This window comes from Vreelandella salicampi, assembly GCF_013415105.1.
Classification (GTDB): Bacteria; Pseudomonadota; Gammaproteobacteria; order Pseudomonadales; family Halomonadaceae; genus Vreelandella; species Vreelandella salicampi.
Genome location: NZ_JACCDF010000009.1, coordinates 24,588 through 40,734, shown reverse-complemented (window position 1 = coordinate 40,734; position 16,147 = coordinate 24,588). Strand labels below are relative to the sequence as shown.

The window sequence follows — 16,147 nt, the reverse complement described above, 5'->3', positions numbered from 1 at the left end:
CCGTTTTTCAATCGCCGTGGCATTTGATCGACAAACAAGACCATACTTTCCTGCTAGCATTAACCGCGAGCATGGCGTGTTAAGCCGTTTAGCGTGCTAAGCCAGGAGTAAGGATGAGAGTTATACGTGCCCTATGGATAGCATTGGCGGCGATCAGTTTTAGCATTGGTTTGCTTGGGGTTTTTCTGCCCTTATTGCCCACCACGGTGTTTATGCTAATGGCTGTTTACTGTGCTTCTCGCGGTTCCCCGCGCTTTGAGGCCTGGATCCGCTCCCGCCACTATGTCGGCCCTCTGCTGGTCACCTGGGAGCAAGAACGCGCCATACCCCGGCGCGCTAAGCTGGCAGCCGTTGGCGCGATCACATTGAGCGCATTAATCACCGGTTGGTCACTCGGCCCCGGCTGGCTGCGCTGGGCAGTGATCGCCCTACTGGTGCTGATTGCCTTATGGCTGGCCACCCGGCCAGAGCCCTCGTCTGCGCCTTAAGCAACGCTTAGCATACGGCGTTCGCGTGGCTTTCAACCAAGCCAACCTATAAGATTGAGAAAACAGGCAGCCAAACAGCAAGGACGGACGCTATGCGCGATGATGAAAAATATGCCAATAACGAAGAGTTGCTGTTGCATCTTCAGAAGCTGTTAGACACCCCAGACATAGCGGCTCTACAAGAGTTCTTCACTGAACTCGACATCTTAGACATTGCGCGAACACTTGAATCCTTTCCAGCTAAAACGCGAGATTTTCTTTGGGAATATATTCCTGACGATTTAATCGGCGAGGTTCTCGCCGAAGTCGACGAAGATATCCGTGCCGACTATATCGAAGATTTATCGGCCAGCGATATAGAACAAATTGTTAAAGGCTTGGATGCTCAAGAAGTTGCTGAAGTACTGGATGTTGCTGATGAGGCCATAAAAACCAGCGTTTACGCCAGCCTAGACCAAGATATTCGCGCCCATGTTGAGAATCTTCATGCCTATGAGGAAGATGTGGTGGGTCGCTACATGGACCCCGAGACGGTTAATGTAAAACAAGGCGTGTCGTTAGAGGCGGTGCAACGCTATATCCGGATTCATCACTTGCTTGACGATGAATCGCAACAGATCATGATTACGGATAAGAATAAGCGTTTGCTCGGCACGTTGACCCTCATTGATTTAATCAAACAACCTCAAGATGCCGTGGTTGATGATTATATGGATGATTTTTTTACCCTCAATGATCAAATGAAAGTCGGTGATGCCGCAGCGTTACTGCGCTCTAAAGAGCTTCACTTTGTGCCCGTCTGCGATAGCGATGGGTTATTGGTCGGGCAGCTAAATTCTGCCGACGTCTTAGAAATCACCCAAGAAGACGCTGACATGACGTTAAAACATATGTCGGGCGTCAGTAACGAAGAGGAAGTCTTTACCCCGATTACACGCAGCGCGAAAAGTCGCGGCATTTGGCTGGGCATTAATTTGTTAACGGCTTTTTTAGCAGCCTTCGTGATTGGGCAATTTGAAGCGGCATTAGATCAAATTGTTGCGCTGGCCATTTTGATGCCGGTCGTGGCAAGCATGGGGGGTATTGCCGGTAGCCAAACCCTCACCGTCGTCATTCGCGGCTTGGCGCTGGGCCAGCTCGCCGGTAACAATATAAAATGGCTTTATAACAAAGAGATGTGGGTAGGCATGAGCAACGGCCTGGTTTGGGCGTTAGTGGTAGGCCTGATTGCCCATGTCTGGTTTAGCGACGCTATGATTACGCTCGTAATCACACTAGCCATCTTTATCAACATGAGCCTCGCCAACTTATCTGGCGTATTAATCCCCATGGTGTTGAAAAAGCTGCAGATCGACCCGGCGTTATCCGGCGCAGTGATTTTAACCACCGTGACCGATGTGGTCGGCTTTTTATCATTCCTGGGGCTCGCGACGCTGATTATCCTTTAACCTTATCCTCTTTGGCTGATGCTAGATCGTTTGCCCAGGCTTCAACCAGCGTCTTACATTAAAGCAACAGAACATTCGCCCGCTAACGTTTATCTAATGCTATGCTGATGTGCCCCGCCGATGCGGGGCTTTTTTGTGCTTCACTCTTTTACAGCATACAGAGGCGACCATGCTCCCCGATTACTCCGTCATTGCCTGGCTGTTGATCGTCTTTTCGGTCTACCTGACCGGTGTTTCCAAAGGCGGCTTTGCGGGTGGTTTCGGCACGCTGTCGGTGCCACTGATGGCGCTTGCGATCAGCCCGGCTCAGGCAGCGGGCCTTCTATTACCGCTGTTACTGGTGATGGATGTGTTTGCGGTGAAGGCGTGGTGGGGCAGGCACGCGGTGGCCGAGGTATGGCGGTTTGTGCCGGGGCTATTCATCGGCGTGGCGGTCGGTACGCTGCTGTTCGACAGCCTGAGCGAGCAGGGATTACGCCTGACGCTCGGCGTGATCACCCTGCTGTTCGCCACCTATATGCTGCTGAAACCCGTTGCCAAGAAGCCCATTTCCTCCCGCTGGGCATTGCCAGCCGCAAGCGTCTGCGGCTTTACCAGCTTCATGGCCCATGCGGGCGCACCGCCGCTCAACGTGTACCTGCTGCCGCGCAAGCTGTCGAAAGAGACCTTTATCGCCACCTGCGCCGTCACCTTTGCCGTGGTCAACGTGATCAAGCTGGCACCGTATATGTGGCTTGGCGAGATCAACGTGACCAGCGCCTGGGCCTCGCTGGTGCTGGTGCCCATCGCCTGGATCGGCGTGCGCAACGGCCTGTGGCTGCAAAGCCGCGTCAACGAAGTGCTGTTTTACCGGTTGGTGATTCTGACCATGTTTTTAGTCGGCTTTAACTTGATTTATCAGGCTATTTAGCCGGTTAGCGGCGGCTAGACTACCCAACGTCCATGACATAAAGATGACGCGCGGAGCGCACCTCGCTAACGGTCAAGCCATATCGCGGCAAATTCATCGGCCGGCTTGGGCCGACCAAACAAAAACCCCTGTGCTTCCAGGCAGCCCATTTCGGCCAACAGCGTGGCCTGCTTTTGATGCTCGACCCCTTCGGCTAGGGTCTTCATTCCCAAGGCATCGGCCATAGCAATAATGGTCTGGACAATGGCGCGGTCATGCTGGTTATCGAGCACCTCGCGCACAAATGAGATATCAATCTTCAGCGCGTCAGCAGCAAAGCGCCGCAAATATGAGAGCGACGAGTAGCCGGTGCCAAAATCATCAATATACAAGGCATACCCGGCGGCGCGCATCGCCTGGGTAATCTCAACCGCTTGGTCGGGATCGCGCATAAAGTCGCTTTCGGTCAGCTCCAACGCCAACGCTGAGGCCGGCACCCCTCGGGTAAGTCGGGCGATGTGTTGCGCCAATTGCGGGTCGGCAAACTGTTGGGCGGCGATGTTAATAGACAACCGTCCCGTTAAGGCCATCCCATGGTCTTGCCATACGCGCAATTGCCTAGCGGCCTCAGCCAGCACCCAATCACCCAGCTCACGAATCAGCCCGCGTTCCTCCGCCAGGGGAATGAATTCGCCGGGACTGACCCAGCCCCAGTCGGCTTCGTGCCATCGGCACAGCGCTTCAGCGCCGGTAAGCTGGCCGGTTTCTAGGTTCACTTGGGGCTGAAAATAAAGAGCCAGACGATTCTCAACCAGCGCCTGATGCAGTCGCTCCGCCATTTTCTGGCGGCGGCGTTGATGGTGCATCATGTCATGGCTAAACGGGCATACGGTGCCGTCACGCTTGGCAAAATGGAGTGCAATACTGGCGGCCTTGAACAGCTCTCCAGCCACCGAGGCATCGACGGGATAGTGGGCAAAACCGATACTTACCTGCAAGTTGAACGTGTTGTGGTCCAGCCGAATTGTCTTCCCGACCGTGCTGCGCAGATCGCCCAGGATGTCAGCCAACTGCGCCTCACTGGGATTGCTCAAAAGAATGGCAAATTCGTCGCCGGATAATCGTGCCAGAAAGCCGCCGTCGGGAAGGACATGCTGCAAGCGACCGGCGATGGTGGCCAGCAGTTGGTCGCCTACATGATGACCGTGGGTATCGTTAATCTCTTTAAAACGGCGAATATCGAGCAGGACCAAGCTTAACGACTGATCCCTCTGTGCGGCTTCGCGCAACATGTTGGCATGAACTTCCATAAAGCGAACGCGGTTTGAAAGCCCCGTAGTGCCATCGATATACGCCAGCTGATGCATACGACGTTGGTCGCGGCGGCGCTCCAATTCCGCCGAGGCCCCGGTGGATAAGATACGCAATAGAGACGTCGCAAAGGCGTTGGTGCTGAGAGGCTCGTGGTAGAACACCATCATCACGCCAATTGCCTCACCACCGGCATTATCCAAACGTCGACCTATCCAGGCCTGGGCCTGAAGTGCTCTACCGGGGATTGGTGTGAAATGACCACTGTGGGAAACGGCCTCTCGCTGATTTATCACCTGCTCGCAGGGTGAGCCACTCACTGCAAATGTCTGATTGCTAAGGGGCTCACCGTCGGCGATAACGCTAACGGTACTGATAGTCGCCGCTTGCCGTGGGCGACCGTTGGTCGTGTGGGGAGACCGATTCAGTAATGCAATAAAGCCACCGTCAGCATCCAACAATTCCACCAGTGTGCCGATCAGCTGCTGGAAGTAGTCGTCGCCGACATGCGACGTGACTGTCGAGGCTACCTGCATGACCGCCTGCTGAACCCGCTGGGCTTCATGGCTCTCGGTCACATCGGTAGTAAACCCTTCCAGGCAGACCACCTCGCCCGCTTCACCGAACACCGCCTGCCCTTGTTCCCACACCCAGCGAACACGACCATCACGATGATACAGGCGGTAGGTCACCTGATAAGGGCGCTTGTCATCGATGGCCGCCTGAACCTCATCAAAGACGCGCGTGGCGTCCTCGGCATGTATCAGCTCGGCAAAACTGACCCGGTGGTTCTCCACCAGCTCATCGGGATGATACCCGGTGAGTCGGTAGGCCCCCTGGCTAACCAGCTCCATGGTCCAATGGTCATCGTTGAGGCAGCGATAGGCTATTCCCGGCAGATGATTGAGCAGCGTATCCAGGCGACGCTCACTTTCTCGGGCGATCGCTTCGCTTTCCCGGGCGACCGCCTCGCTTTCCCGGGCGACCGCCTCGCTGGCCTTGAGGGCCGCCTCCGCCTGCTGGCGGCCCAGTTCAGCACCGGCTTGAGCCGCCACAATACGTAGTACTTCGCTGGTCATGCTATCCAGCGACATCACCGAATCGTTAAGCAATGCCAGTAATCCAATCGCGGCTCCGTCCGAGGCATAAAGAGGCCATCCCATATAACTATCGGCACCCAGCTCAGCAAGCATATAATCATCTGGAAAGCACCGTTGTACCTCGCAGGGATACAAGCACGGTTCGCGACCGACAACGGTCTCGCAAGGAGTTCCGGCCAACGGATAGGTGACATTGGGCAGATGCCGACCGTTGGACCAGACCGCCAGTGTTTCAGCGACGTCTGCCTGTGGGTCGCTAGCCGAGTCGTTACCCGCGTAAACGCGGGCCACCATGACATGATCCACGTCCAGCAGATTTGCCAGCCGCTCCACCAGCATTGAGTAAAACTGGGGAGTGCCTGTTTGTCCCATTCCTTCAGCCAACTGCCGAAATGTATCGGCCGCTTCGATCCCCGTCTGCATTGATTTGCTCGCTGCCCTTTTTAAATCAGCTTATCTGGAAGTTCCTTTTCGGTGAAGCATTTCACAATAAACGCTTAATTGATGCTCACCTATCCACCTTCGGTATTAGTTCAGTGAGCGACGGGCGGATGACCAAGTTCAGCTAATACGGTTACCCGGCAGAAAAAAGCCAGTCAGCGCTAACCGACTGGCATTAGTGAATTGAGTACCGGTTGATGTAAGCCACGCTTAACGCGTTAGTTGATCCAACCCTCGGGCTAAATCTCGCTGAATATCAGCTTGGCTCTCAAGTCCTACCGCCACACGTATCAGCCCCGGTGAAATCCCTGCGGCCGATTTTTGTGCATCGGAAAGACGCCCGTGAGTCGTTGTTGCTGGATGTGTGATAGTGGTTTTCACATCACCCAAATTGCCGGTGATCGACACCATTTGCGTGGCATCAATTACCTGCCAAGCAGCGGCTTGGCCACCGTTCACTTCAAACCCCAACACCGCGCCAAAACCTTTTTGCTGCTGCTTGGCGAGTGCATGCTGGGGATGATCCGTCAAACCACTGTAGTACACATGCGCCACACCCGGGTGCTGCACCAGCCACTGCGCCAGCTGCTGCGTATTCTCACAGTGCGCGTTCATCCGCAACGATAGTGTCTCTAGCCCCTTGGTAAACACCCAGGCATTAAATGGGCTCAAGCACGGCCCACAGGTGCGCACCACGCCGAAGATCTCTTCTAGAAGTTGATGACTGCCTACCACAGCACCGCCCACGGCTCTCCCTTGACCATCCAGGTATTTGGTCGCCGAGTGAATAACCAAATCGGCGCCCAGTGCCAGAGGCTGCTGCAGCGCCGGGGTTAAAAAACAGTTATCAATCGCCAATAAGGCGTCGTGTCGCTTTGCCAACGCCGCGAGTGCCGTGATATCGGCTACTTCCGCCAACGGGTTCGATGGTGTTTCCGCAAATAGCAACTTAGTCGCTGGCGTAACGGCCGCTTCCCACGCGTTGAGATCGGAAAGCTCCACGTAGCGGGTGGTAATACCTAACTTTGCCAAATACTTATCGAACAAGCTGACCGTGGAGCCAAACAGCGAGCGTGACGCGACAATTTCATCGCCAGCCTGCAAGAGCGCAAGCGCTGTCGACAGAATCGCGGACATACCGGAACTTGTCGCCACACAGCGCTCTCCACCTTCCAACGCGGCAAGACGCTTTTCAAACGTGCGCACCGTCGGGTTGGTAAAGCGTGAATAGACATTACCCGGCTCTTCACCACCGAACTTCCGCGCCGCTTCCGCCGCACTGCCGTACACAAAACTGGAAGTCGGGAAAATCGGCTCAGAATGCTCTTGTTCGGCAGTACGTTCATGACCGGCACGAATGGCCAGTGTTTCCAGTGACCACGACGGTTCTACCGTATCGTCTTCCATCTCTATTTCTCCTCACCAGGACGCCTAACGTAAAACACGTTTCTAAAACTAGTCGTCGAGGTCGTCGTCCTGATTGTGCATATCCACTAACGCATGGTCTCCCGCGCTATGGTCCTTGGCGGCATCGCTGCGGCTTGCCTCAAGCGCTTGAAGATACGCTTCATCAATATCGTCGGTGACATAATTGCCATCAAAGACCGAACAGTCAAAACCGTCAAACGCTGGGTTCACTTCGCGACACGCGGCTTTTAAATCGTCTAAATCTTGATAGAAAATACGGTCAGCGCCAATCAACTCGCCCACTTCAGCTTCGCTACGCCCATGGGCGATGAGCTCGGAGGCGACGGGCATATCGATGCCATACACATTCGGGTAGCGTACCGGCGGCGCAGCAGAGGCAAAATAAACATTGCGCGCCCCCGCATCGCGGGCCATTAGAATAATCTGTTTGCAGGTTGTCCCCCGCACAATCGAGTCATCCACTAACAGCACATTCTTGTCTTTAAACTCGACATCAATGGCGTTGAGCTTTTGGCGCACGGATTTCTTACGCTGGGTCTGCCCCGGCATGATGAACGTGCGACCGATGTAGCGGTTTTTCATGAAGCCTTCGCGATAGGTCACGCCCAGGTGCTGAGCCATCTCCAGCGCCGAGGTGCGCGATGTATCAGGAATCGGGATCACCACGTCAATATCGTGCTCAGGCCACTCGTTGAGAATGCGATCCCCAAGCTTACGACCCATCTGCATCCGTGTGCCATAGACGTAGGCGCCATCGAGAATTGAGTCCGGCCGCGCCAGGTAGACATGCTCGAAAATGCACGAGCGCAACAGCGGGCGGTCTGCGCAAACCTGCGTATGGATAGTGCCCTCCATATCGACAAATATCGCTTCACCGGGCGATAGATCCCGCACTAACTCAAAGCCACCCACGTCCAGAGCAACAGACTCAGACGCAATCATCACCTCTTGCTGGCCTTCATGCTCGCGGGTACCAAACACGACCGGGCGAATACCGTGAGGGTCACGAAATGCCACCATGCCAAAGCCGTTGATGATTGCCACAGCGGCGTAGCCGCCTTTACAACGACGGTGCACCCGGCGGACGGCATCGAAGATATCTTCGGCTTCTAAATGCAGCCCTTGTTTGCCTAACTCATGGGCAAACACATTGAGCAGCACTTCGGAATCGGAGCTGGTATTGATGTGGCGAAGATCGGTAGAGAAAAGCTCTTGTTTGAGCTGCTCGGAATTGGTCAGGTTGCCGTTGTGGGCCAACGCAATACCGTAGGGCGAGTTGACATAAAACGGCTGCGATTCCGCCTCGCTAGACGAACCGGCCGTCGGGTAGCGTATGTGACCAATACCTAAGTTACCCTTCAAACGCGCCATATGGCGAGTATGGAAGACATCGCGCACAAGGCCGTTGCTCTTGCGCAGTAAAAAGCGTCCTTCGCTCCAGGTCATCATCCCGGCAGCGTCCTGGCCCCGATGCTGTAGTACGGTCAAGGCATCATAAATTGCCTGATTCACCGCCTGCTTGGCCAGAAGGCCCACTATACCGCACATAACTGTCTTACCTCGCTTGATACCCAGGCTTAATATTAAGCCAACGATTAAGAAACTTTGCCTCGCCGAAACGCTCGAATCGCCCTACTTACTCTTCGTCGCGTGAACGAAAATCGGGTAGCGGAATCTCGCTTAACGAATCTGGCGCTTGGGGCAAATCGCCCTCCCACTGATCGAGCCGGCTGACGGCCCAATCACGCAACTGCTCAAAGCTTGGGCGCAGTGACGCCTGCTGCCACGCTTGCAGCTCCATCAGCGGTGTTAGCGTGATCAAGATGGTGGCAACGAGCAAAATGGCCACGCCTCGGGCGGCGCCGAACGCAGCACCCGCCAGGCGGTTTAAAAATCCCATGCCCACCCATACCACGGCTGCGTGCACGCCACGAATGACAATGCCGCACAGCAGAATCACCGCAAATATCACCAATACAAAAGCGAGAACTAAGCGAGCATCAAAGCTCTCGATAAAGCTGGTCATAAGCTCGGCCACCGGTTCAGCGAGCACACGGGCGACCAAAAGCGCCACGACCCACGCCGCAAGCCCGAGCGCTTCACGCACCAATCCACGCACAAAGCCCGCGAGCATCGACAACGCTAAAACGGCTAAAAACAGCGCGTCGATCCACGTTAACGCCATGACTTAGTCCCTCACTCGAACCAGCAAACCTTGCTGATTAACGCGTTCTTTAATCAAGGTAGAGGCGCGCTCGCCATCAGCTGAGCTGGCAAAGGGGCCGACGATCACCGTGGTCAAATCATCGCTACGCTTGCGGGTATATACATGAAACCCGTTCTCTTCCAACTCGCGCTTAAGACGTGAAACATTATCGGGATTACCGAACGTCCCCACCTGAACGCCCCACTCCCCTTGCTCGCTGGTAGCAGGAATCGCCTCTTCTGAAACCCGGCGCTGGCTATCAGCCTGCGCCATTAGCGCTGCAATGGGATCGTCTTCCACCCGCGGGGCGCTGTCTTGTGTTTCTGTGTTTTGCGTTTCTGCGTTTTGTGATTGCGTTTGATCTTGAACTGGTGATGCATCATCACGCTCGGTGACAGCAGCATCATCGACAATCGCATCATCGTTTGACGTTGTTGGCGTCTGGGGAGCGTCGCCAGAGGAAGAAAGGTCGATTGACTCGGGAGGCACGGGTTCGGCGACGTCGCGGCGTGGCGCGTCTATCGGCTGTTCAATGGTAAACGACGGCTGCGGGCGCTCCTCGCGGGGAGCGGGGTCACTCATTAACCAGGGAATCAAGATCGCGGCCAACGCTAACAGAATAACGATGCCACTGATGCGCTCCGTTTTGCCGTATTTCATTCTTTTCTCCCTTGGGAGCGCCCTATAAAAGCGCGCCAATCAAGCGGTTGCCTCGCGTGATGCCTGAGGTAACGTGATTTCAAGCAATGCCCCAACGGTAAAAAACGACCCCGTCGCCAGCACAACATCGCATGCCGCCAGCTGTCTTCCCAACCAATCAGCTCCCTCTTTAGGCGTGTCTGCGCAGTGGTGAACCCGGCCTCCTTGATGCTCGATTACGGCTTTAAGCGATGTCGCCGAACGCCCGCGGGAACCAGAGAGCGACACACACACCCAATCGGTAACTCGCGACGCCAAGTTCGCTATTACGGCGTCAGCGTCTTTATCGTCGAACATGCCGATCAAACACCAAAGACGCCCTTGAGCTGGCTTGTGTATACGGCTCGCTACAAAAGCAGCCGCATGCGGATTATGGCCTACGTCCAAACACCATTGCCCGAGCCACTGCATACGCCCCGGCAGAGTGACGCTGGCCAATGCGCTTTGCGTTGTGGCCACGTCAAGACATAAACCGGTCAGCGTAAGCGCTTGCAGCGCAGTGGCGGCGTTATCGAGCGGCAAACCGGGGTCAGGCAGCTGTGTCAACGTCACGGCTTGCCCGTCCGCGCGATGACCATGCCACTGCCAGTATCCTTCGCCTTGCGGCGCATGACGAAAAGCCTGGCCAAGGGCGAAAAGCGGCGCATTAAGTGCTTTTGCGATGTCTTCTACGCTACTGGGGAGCGTTTCGCTCCCCAACAAGGCAGGGTGGCATGGGCGCAAAATACCCGCCTTTTCGCGGCCGATTTGCTCAAGATCGGTACCTAAAAAATTGGCGTGATCTTGGGCAATTGTGGTCACGATGCCAATATCGGCATCGATGATATTCACCGCATCCAAGCGGCCGCCCAGCCCGACTTCCAACAACACAAGGTCAAGCTCAGCGTTAGCGAAGCACCAGAGCGCGCATAGCGTGCCAGCTTCAAAGTAAGTCAGGCTAATTTCAGGCGCTTCCAAGCGAGCATGCTCTATCGCTTGAAAGCCCGCTACCAGCAGATCATCACTCGCTGGTTCGCCATTGAGCGTGACGCGCTCGTTGTAGCGCACCAAATGCGGTGAGGTATATGTCCCTACCCGCTGACCATGCGCGCCTGCAACCGCGGCCATCATCGCAAGCGTTGACCCCTTGCCATTGGTGCCCGCCACCGTGATCACCTTCGGTGCCAGAGGCGAATCTAAAAGCCCTATACGCATCGCCACTTCACGAACGCGTTCAAGCCCCATGTCGATGCCGACCGGATGTAGCCGTTCTAAATACGCAAGCCATGAAGCTAAATCGTTAGGCATTGCGCGGCTTTTCGTCACTAGATGATGCTGGCGTTTCATCGTTATCGACCCAGCTCGTCGCCTGCTCTTCACTATGGTCAGCCGCATGGGCGACGGAAGGCTCATCGGCAACCGGTTCGATAACCTCTCCCTTTTCAGGCGTTTCAGTATCGCTAACCTGCTCGAAAGGGTCGTGATGGGTCAATTTACGCAACACACCGCCTAAGCGCTTACGCATGTCGCGGCGATGTACGATCATATCGACGGTGCCATGCTCTAGCAGAAACTCGCTGCGCTGGAAGCCGTCAGGTAGTGTTTCACGAACCGTTTGTTCGATTACGCGTGGACCAGCAAAACCAATCAGCGCGTTGGGCTCGGCGACGTTTAGATCCCCAAGCATCGCCAACGAAGCGGAAACGCCGCCAAAGACAGGGTCAGTCAGCACGGAAATATAAGGCACGCCCGCCTGCTTTAACTTTTCCAGTGCCGCCGAGGTTTTCGCCATCTGCATCAGCGAAAAAAGCGCTTCCTGCATACGCGCACCGCCTGATGCGGAGAAGCAGATCAGCGGAATACGCTCCTCCAAGGCCAGTGTGGCCGCACGCACGAACTTCTCCCCTACTACAGCGCCCATTGAGCCGCCCATAAAGGTGAATTCAAACGCGACAGCAACCACAGGCAGGCCATCGAGATGACCACGGAAAGACACCAAGGCGTCTTTTTCGCCAGTGTCTTTCTGGGCCGCCACAAGACGGTCTTTGTACTTTTTCGAATCGCGGAATTTCAACCGGTCGATTGGCTCAATCTCTGGGGCGAGCTCTTCGCGCCCTTCTTTATCCAAGAACCAATCCAGCCGCTTGCGGGCCGTCAAGCGTAGGTGATGGTCGCACTTAGGACATACGCTATAGTGTTTTTCCAGCTCGGGAAGGTAGAGCACCGCTTCGCACTTAGGGCATTTGCGCCAGAGGCCGTCCGGCACACTGGCACGACGGTCTTTACGCTGGATACGTCCCATAGAGGGCACAATTTTATCTAACCAGCTCATATCAAAAATTTTTCCGTTATACGTCAATGCCTGGCAAAGCCAGGCGTTGGTAAGTGTTTAACTGGGAATTAAAAAACGTGTAACGCAATATCTTAGCGTAGACGAGTTTCATGCATCCATAGCCGAGCGCATATCCGCCAGCACATCTTTTAGCTGACCGGGAATGATCTCAGGTGTTTGCGTATTTTCCGCAATGCGGTTCACCAGCGCGCTACCGACAATCACGCCATCTGCCACATTGGCCACCTCGGCTGCCGTCACGCCATCGCGAATACCAAACCCAACGCACAGCGGCAGATCCGTCATTTCACGGAGCGGTGTCAAATGTGCCGCCACATCGGCCGCGTTTAGCGACGCCGCACCGGTCACCCCTTTGAGCGAGACGTAGTAAAGATAGCCTTGACCGTGGGCGCATATTGTAGCGGCCCGCTCATGAGAAGTGGTAGGGGCAACTAAAAAGATCGCGGCTAAATCGCGAGATTTCATTAACGGACCGATCTCTCCGGCCTCTTCGGGTGGCATATCGACGATCAGCACGCCATCCACCCCGGCATTCGCCGCTTTATCGGCAAACACCTCATAGCCGATTCGCTCGATAGGATTCAAGTACCCCATCAATACCACAGGCGTTTGCGTATCGGCTTGGCGAAACTCCTTCACCATTTCAAACAGATCCACCAAGCGCGTGCCGTGCTTTAACGCGCGCTCGCAGGCTTTTTGAATGACAGGCCCATCCGCCATGGGGTCAGAAAACGGTACGCCAAGCTCAATCACATCCGCGCCCGCCTCAACCAAAGCATGCATAAAGCCAACGGTATATTGCGGCGCTGGGTCACCCGCAGTGATATAAGGGATTAGCGCCTTACGGCCTTGCGCTTTGAGTTCGCTGAAGCGTTGATCAATTCGATTCATTGCTATCCCTTAAAATTCAATGCCGTCGAGCTTAGCGACCGTCATAATATCTTTATCGCCGCGGCCTGAAAGGTTCACCACGATATGCTGGTCCGGGCGCATGGTAGGCGCCAACACTTTGGCATACGCCAAGGCGTGAGCTGACTCTAGCGCCGGCATAATCCCCTCCATGTGCGTTAACTCACGGAACGCTTCCAGCACGTCATTGTCGTTGGCTGCCACATAATTGACCCGCCCAACGTCTTTCCACAAGGCGTGCTCCGGGCCGACGCCGGGGTAGTCAAGTCCTGCTGAAATGGAGTGAGTATCAGAAACTTGGCCCGCTTCGTCTGACATCAAATAGGTACGGTTTCCGTGCAATACGCCACGCGGAGCATTGGAGGAAAGCGGCGCCGCGTGGCGCCCGGTTTCAACCCCATCACCCCCCGCTTCAACGCCGTACATGGCGACCTCTTCGTCCTCGACGAAGGGATAAAACAAGCCCAGCGCATTTGAGCCACCGCCCACACACGCGATTAGCGCATCGGGCAGTCGGCCAATTTGCTCCATCGACTGTTTGCGCGCTTCACGCCCCACCACGGCGTTGAAATCACGCACGATAAGCGGGTACGGATGCGGGCCAGCAACGGTACCGATGATGTAGAAGGTATTATCCACATTGGTGACCCAGTCGCGCAGCGCTTCGTTCATCGCATCTTTCAGCGTGCGCGTACCCGATTCCACCGGGATAACACGCGCGCCCAATAGGTGCATACGGTAAACGTTAAGCTTCTGGCGCTGCACGTCAGCGGCACCCATGTAGACATCGCACTCAAGCCCCAATCGCGCCGCCACAGTTGCAGTAGCAACGCCGTGTTGGCCAGCACCGGTTTCCGCGATGACCCGTGGTTTGCCGATTTTCTTAGCCAGCAGTGCTTGGCCGATGGTGTTATTAACCTTGTGAGCACCGGTGTGATTTAGGTCTTCGCGCTTGAGCCATATCTGCGCACCGCCGAGTTTCTGTGACCAGCGCTCGGCGTGGTAAAGCGGTGACGGGCGCCCAACATAATGGGCTAAATCGCGGTCAAACTCGGCCTGAAATGCTGGATCGTCGCGTAAACTTGCGTAGATATTTTCCAGATCTTCCAGCGCAAAGCTCAGGGTCTCCGACACAAAACGACCGCCATACGGGCCGAAGTGACCACGGGCATCGGGCATGTGGGTCAAATTATTAAATTTTGACGTGGCGCCAGTCGGTGCGGAGCTAGTCGTTGATAAACCAGTCACAGGGGTACCTCACAAGATTGCCAAGAGCAGCAACAGTAAATAAACCAAAAACAACATAAACATTACAGCGATGAAGGCGGTACATTCGCTGCCGAAACCGCCTGAACAAACGCCTGCATTTTCGCGGCGTTTTTCTCTCCCGGTGAGGCTTCAATGCCGCCGGAAACATCCACGGCATAAGGCGCTACGTGCTTAATGGCAGCGCCAATATTACCCGGCGTTAAACCACCAGCGAGGATAACAGGTTTTGCTAAGTTTGCGGGAATTCTTGACCAATCGAAGGTCTCGCCGGTGCCACCCGGTACGCCAGGGCGGTACGCATCAAGCAGTAAAGCACTCGCCTCATGATAACGGTCGGCTTCTCGGTGCAAATCCATCCCATCGCGCATTCTCAGCGCTTTGATCCACGCCATATCATAGCCCTGACATGCCTCGGGCGGTTCATCACCGTGAAACTGCAATAAATCCAGATGCGGCGCGCAACGCTCGATCAAAGACGCCGGCTGATCGACAAAAAGACCGACCCGCGTCACAAACGCCGGCACACCGGCGGCAAGTTCCGCTAGCTGCTCAACGCTGATGCTGCGCTTGCTTTGCGGCCACATGACAAAACCAATCGCATCAACACCAAGGCTAATAGCGCTGGCAATATCGTCGGTACGAGTCAAGCCGCAAAATTTGATGCGCGTTCGCGTTATGGCGTTGGGCATCATGCGTTCTCCTGCTTTATTGGCTCACTGCCGGTTCGCGCGTGCCCTCGGCGGTGGCGCACCATCGGTGAATCGGGGATTTCCCGCTCGCCGGTCCACTCGCCGGTAAATGCCAGCAGATTGGGCCCGAGCGGCTCTTGCGGCAGGGCAAAGCTCTCGTCATAGCGCGAGTCTACAAAGTGCAAGCCGCAAGCGGGTGCGGTGACATCGCCTTTTTTACGATCACGTAATGCCAACAGCCGCTCAATGTAAGCTTCATCCTGCGCGCCCCTTCCTACACTCACCAGCGCACCGACGATATTGCGAATCATGTGGTGCAAAAACGCGTTTCCTTGCACATCCACTACGACGAGTGCGCCGTGGCGCTTCACCTCAATAAAGTGCAAATGGCGCCAAGGAGCCTTTGAGCGGCACCCCGCAGCTCGAAAGCTGGAGAAATCATGCTCGCCGACCAGCGCCTGCGCGGCGCGATGCATAGCGGCGACATCCAGCGGGTCGCGACACCAGGTGACATTGGCGCGCTCTAACACGGGCCGATTGAGCTGATTAATGAGCAGGTAACGGTAGCGGCGGGCTAGCGCCCCCAAGCGCGAGTGAAAGGTATCCGGCACGGCTTTTACCCAACGTACCGCGATATCTTTGGGTAGATTGGTATTGGCACCAAAAATCCATGCTTTTTCGCTACGCGGCACAGGCGAATCAAAATGCACAACTTGGCGGGTGGCGTGAACACCCGAGTCAGTGCGACCGCTAGCGTGAACTTTAACCGGCTCACCGGCCACTTGCGCTAGCGCCTTTTCTAGGCTCGCCTGAACAGAGGCAGCATGACTTAGCCGCTGAAACCCACAGTAGTGAGTACCATCGTACTCAACTCCCATGGCAAGGCGTCCATTGAGGGGTGTTTTTTCATCAAAGCGGTCAAACAGCGTCATCGACTC

The 16,147-nt window shown here is 55.5% G+C and carries 14 protein-coding genes; 3 read left to right on the top strand and 11 right to left on the bottom strand.

What is annotated here, in order from left to right:
* Window positions 1-113: 113 nt before the first annotated feature.
* The 3 genes from HZS81_RS10965 to HZS81_RS10955 all read left to right on the top strand — a co-directional run bounded on the left by HZS81_RS10965 (window position 114) and on the right by HZS81_RS10955 (window position 2,846).
* Complete coding sequence (locus HZS81_RS10965; protein WP_179930607.1) at window positions 114-488, top strand: YbaN family protein; 375 nt, start codon at window positions 114-116, stop codon at window positions 486-488.
* 92 nt (window positions 489-580) lie between these two features.
* Window positions 581-1,936, top strand: a complete 1,356-nt coding sequence (gene mgtE, locus HZS81_RS10960; protein ID WP_179930606.1) for a magnesium transporter — start codon at window positions 581-583, stop codon at window positions 1,934-1,936.
* A 169-nt stretch (window positions 1,937-2,105) separates the two neighbouring features.
* On the top strand, window positions 2,106-2,846 hold the full coding sequence (locus tag HZS81_RS10955; protein WP_179930605.1) for a sulfite exporter TauE/SafE family protein: 741 nt from the start codon (window positions 2,106-2,108) through the stop codon (window positions 2,844-2,846).
* Between the two features lie 65 nt (window positions 2,847-2,911).
* Here HZS81_RS10955 and HZS81_RS10950 read toward each other — a convergent pair whose 3' ends face one another.
* The 11 genes from HZS81_RS10950 to truA form a co-directional block, all read right to left on the bottom strand.
* On the bottom strand, window positions 2,912-5,659 hold the full coding sequence (locus tag HZS81_RS10950; protein WP_179930604.1) for a sensor domain-containing phosphodiesterase: 2,748 nt from the start codon (window positions 5,657-5,659) through the stop codon (window positions 2,912-2,914).
* 228 nt (window positions 5,660-5,887) lie between these two features.
* Window positions 5,888-7,084, bottom strand: coding sequence for an O-succinylhomoserine sulfhydrylase (locus HZS81_RS10945; RefSeq protein WP_179930603.1), 1,197 nt, complete (start codon window positions 7,082-7,084; stop codon window positions 5,888-5,890).
* 48 nt (window positions 7,085-7,132) lie between these two features.
* Window positions 7,133-8,653 (bottom strand): amidophosphoribosyltransferase, encoded by a 1,521-nt coding sequence (gene purF / locus HZS81_RS10940; RefSeq protein WP_179930602.1) that lies wholly within the window; start codon window positions 8,651-8,653, stop codon window positions 7,133-7,135.
* A gap of 88 nt (window positions 8,654-8,741) precedes the next feature.
* A complete protein-coding gene (locus tag HZS81_RS10935; protein ID WP_179930601.1) occupies window positions 8,742-9,290 on the bottom strand; it encodes a CvpA family protein in 549 nt (182 codons plus the stop codon).
* A gap of 3 nt (window positions 9,291-9,293) precedes the next feature.
* Window positions 9,294-9,971 (bottom strand): SPOR domain-containing protein, encoded by a 678-nt coding sequence (locus HZS81_RS10930; protein WP_179930600.1) that lies wholly within the window; start codon window positions 9,969-9,971, stop codon window positions 9,294-9,296.
* Window positions 9,972-10,010: 39 nt separating this feature from the next.
* Window positions 10,011-11,297, bottom strand: coding sequence for a bifunctional tetrahydrofolate synthase/dihydrofolate synthase (folC, locus tag HZS81_RS10925; RefSeq protein ID WP_179930599.1), 1,287 nt, complete (start codon window positions 11,295-11,297; stop codon window positions 10,011-10,013).
* The gene (gene accD / locus HZS81_RS10920; protein ID WP_179930598.1) at window positions 11,290-12,321 is read right to left on the bottom strand and encodes an acetyl-CoA carboxylase, carboxyltransferase subunit beta; all 1,032 of its coding nucleotides are present in this window, start codon (window positions 12,319-12,321) and stop codon (window positions 11,290-11,292) included. Before accD ends, folC begins: the two co-directional genes overlap by 8 nt.
* 108 nt (window positions 12,322-12,429) lie before the next feature.
* On the bottom strand, window positions 12,430-13,233 hold the full coding sequence (gene trpA / locus HZS81_RS10915; protein ID WP_179930597.1) for a tryptophan synthase subunit alpha: 804 nt from the start codon (window positions 13,231-13,233) through the stop codon (window positions 12,430-12,432).
* Window positions 13,234-13,242: 9 nt separating this feature from the next.
* Window positions 13,243-14,430: a tryptophan synthase subunit beta gene (gene trpB / locus HZS81_RS10910; RefSeq protein WP_179930596.1), complete on the bottom strand. Its 1,188-nt coding sequence runs from the start codon at window positions 14,428-14,430 to the stop codon at window positions 13,243-13,245.
* A 131-nt stretch (window positions 14,431-14,561) separates the two neighbouring features.
* Window positions 14,562-15,209 (bottom strand): phosphoribosylanthranilate isomerase, encoded by a 648-nt coding sequence (locus tag HZS81_RS10905; protein ID WP_179930719.1) that lies wholly within the window; start codon window positions 15,207-15,209, stop codon window positions 14,562-14,564.
* Window positions 15,209-16,141 carry a tRNA pseudouridine(38-40) synthase TruA gene (gene truA / locus HZS81_RS10900; RefSeq protein ID WP_179930595.1) on the bottom strand — a complete coding sequence of 311 codons (933 nt, stop codon included), beginning with the start codon at window positions 16,139-16,141 and terminating at the stop codon, window positions 15,209-15,211. The genes HZS81_RS10905 and truA overlap by 1 nt, the downstream gene beginning before the upstream one ends.
* Between the last annotated feature and the right edge of the window lie 6 nt (window positions 16,142-16,147).

Coding starts and splice junctions, on each gene's coding strand:
- HZS81_RS10955 (WP_179930605.1), top strand. CDS start 2,106: ATGCTCCCCGATTACTCCGTCATTGCCTGGCTGTTGATCGTCTTTTCG.
- mgtE (WP_179930606.1), top strand. CDS start 581: ATGCGCGATGATGAAAAATATGCCAATAACGAAGAGTTGCTGTTGCAT.
- HZS81_RS10935 (WP_179930601.1), bottom strand. CDS start 9,290: ATGGCGTTAACGTGGATCGACGCGCTGTTTTTAGCCGTTTTAGCGTTG.
- HZS81_RS10945 (WP_179930603.1), bottom strand. CDS start 7,084: ATGGAAGACGATACGGTAGAACCGTCGTGGTCACTGGAAACACTGGCC.
- purF (WP_179930602.1), bottom strand. CDS start 8,653: ATGTGCGGTATAGTGGGCCTTCTGGCCAAGCAGGCGGTGAATCAGGCA.
- trpB (WP_179930596.1), bottom strand. CDS start 14,430: ATGCCCGATGCCCGTGGTCACTTCGGCCCGTATGGCGGTCGTTTTGTG.
- HZS81_RS10905 (WP_179930719.1), bottom strand. CDS start 15,209: ATGCCCAACGCCATAACGCGAACGCGCATCAAATTTTGCGGCTTGACT.
- folC (WP_179930599.1), bottom strand. CDS start 11,297: ATGCCTAACGATTTAGCTTCATGGCTTGCGTATTTAGAACGGCTACAT.
- trpA (WP_179930597.1), bottom strand. CDS start 13,233: ATGAATCGAATTGATCAACGCTTCAGCGAACTCAAAGCGCAAGGCCGT.
- truA (WP_179930595.1), bottom strand. CDS start 16,141: ATGACGCTGTTTGACCGCTTTGATGAAAAAACACCCCTCAATGGACGC.
- HZS81_RS10965 (WP_179930607.1), top strand. CDS start 114: ATGAGAGTTATACGTGCCCTATGGATAGCATTGGCGGCGATCAGTTTT.
- accD (WP_179930598.1), bottom strand. CDS start 12,321: ATGAGCTGGTTAGATAAAATTGTGCCCTCTATGGGACGTATCCAGCGT.
- HZS81_RS10930 (WP_179930600.1), bottom strand. CDS start 9,971: ATGAAATACGGCAAAACGGAGCGCATCAGTGGCATCGTTATTCTGTTA.
- HZS81_RS10950 (WP_179930604.1), bottom strand. CDS start 5,659: ATGCAGACGGGGATCGAAGCGGCCGATACATTTCGGCAGTTGGCTGAA.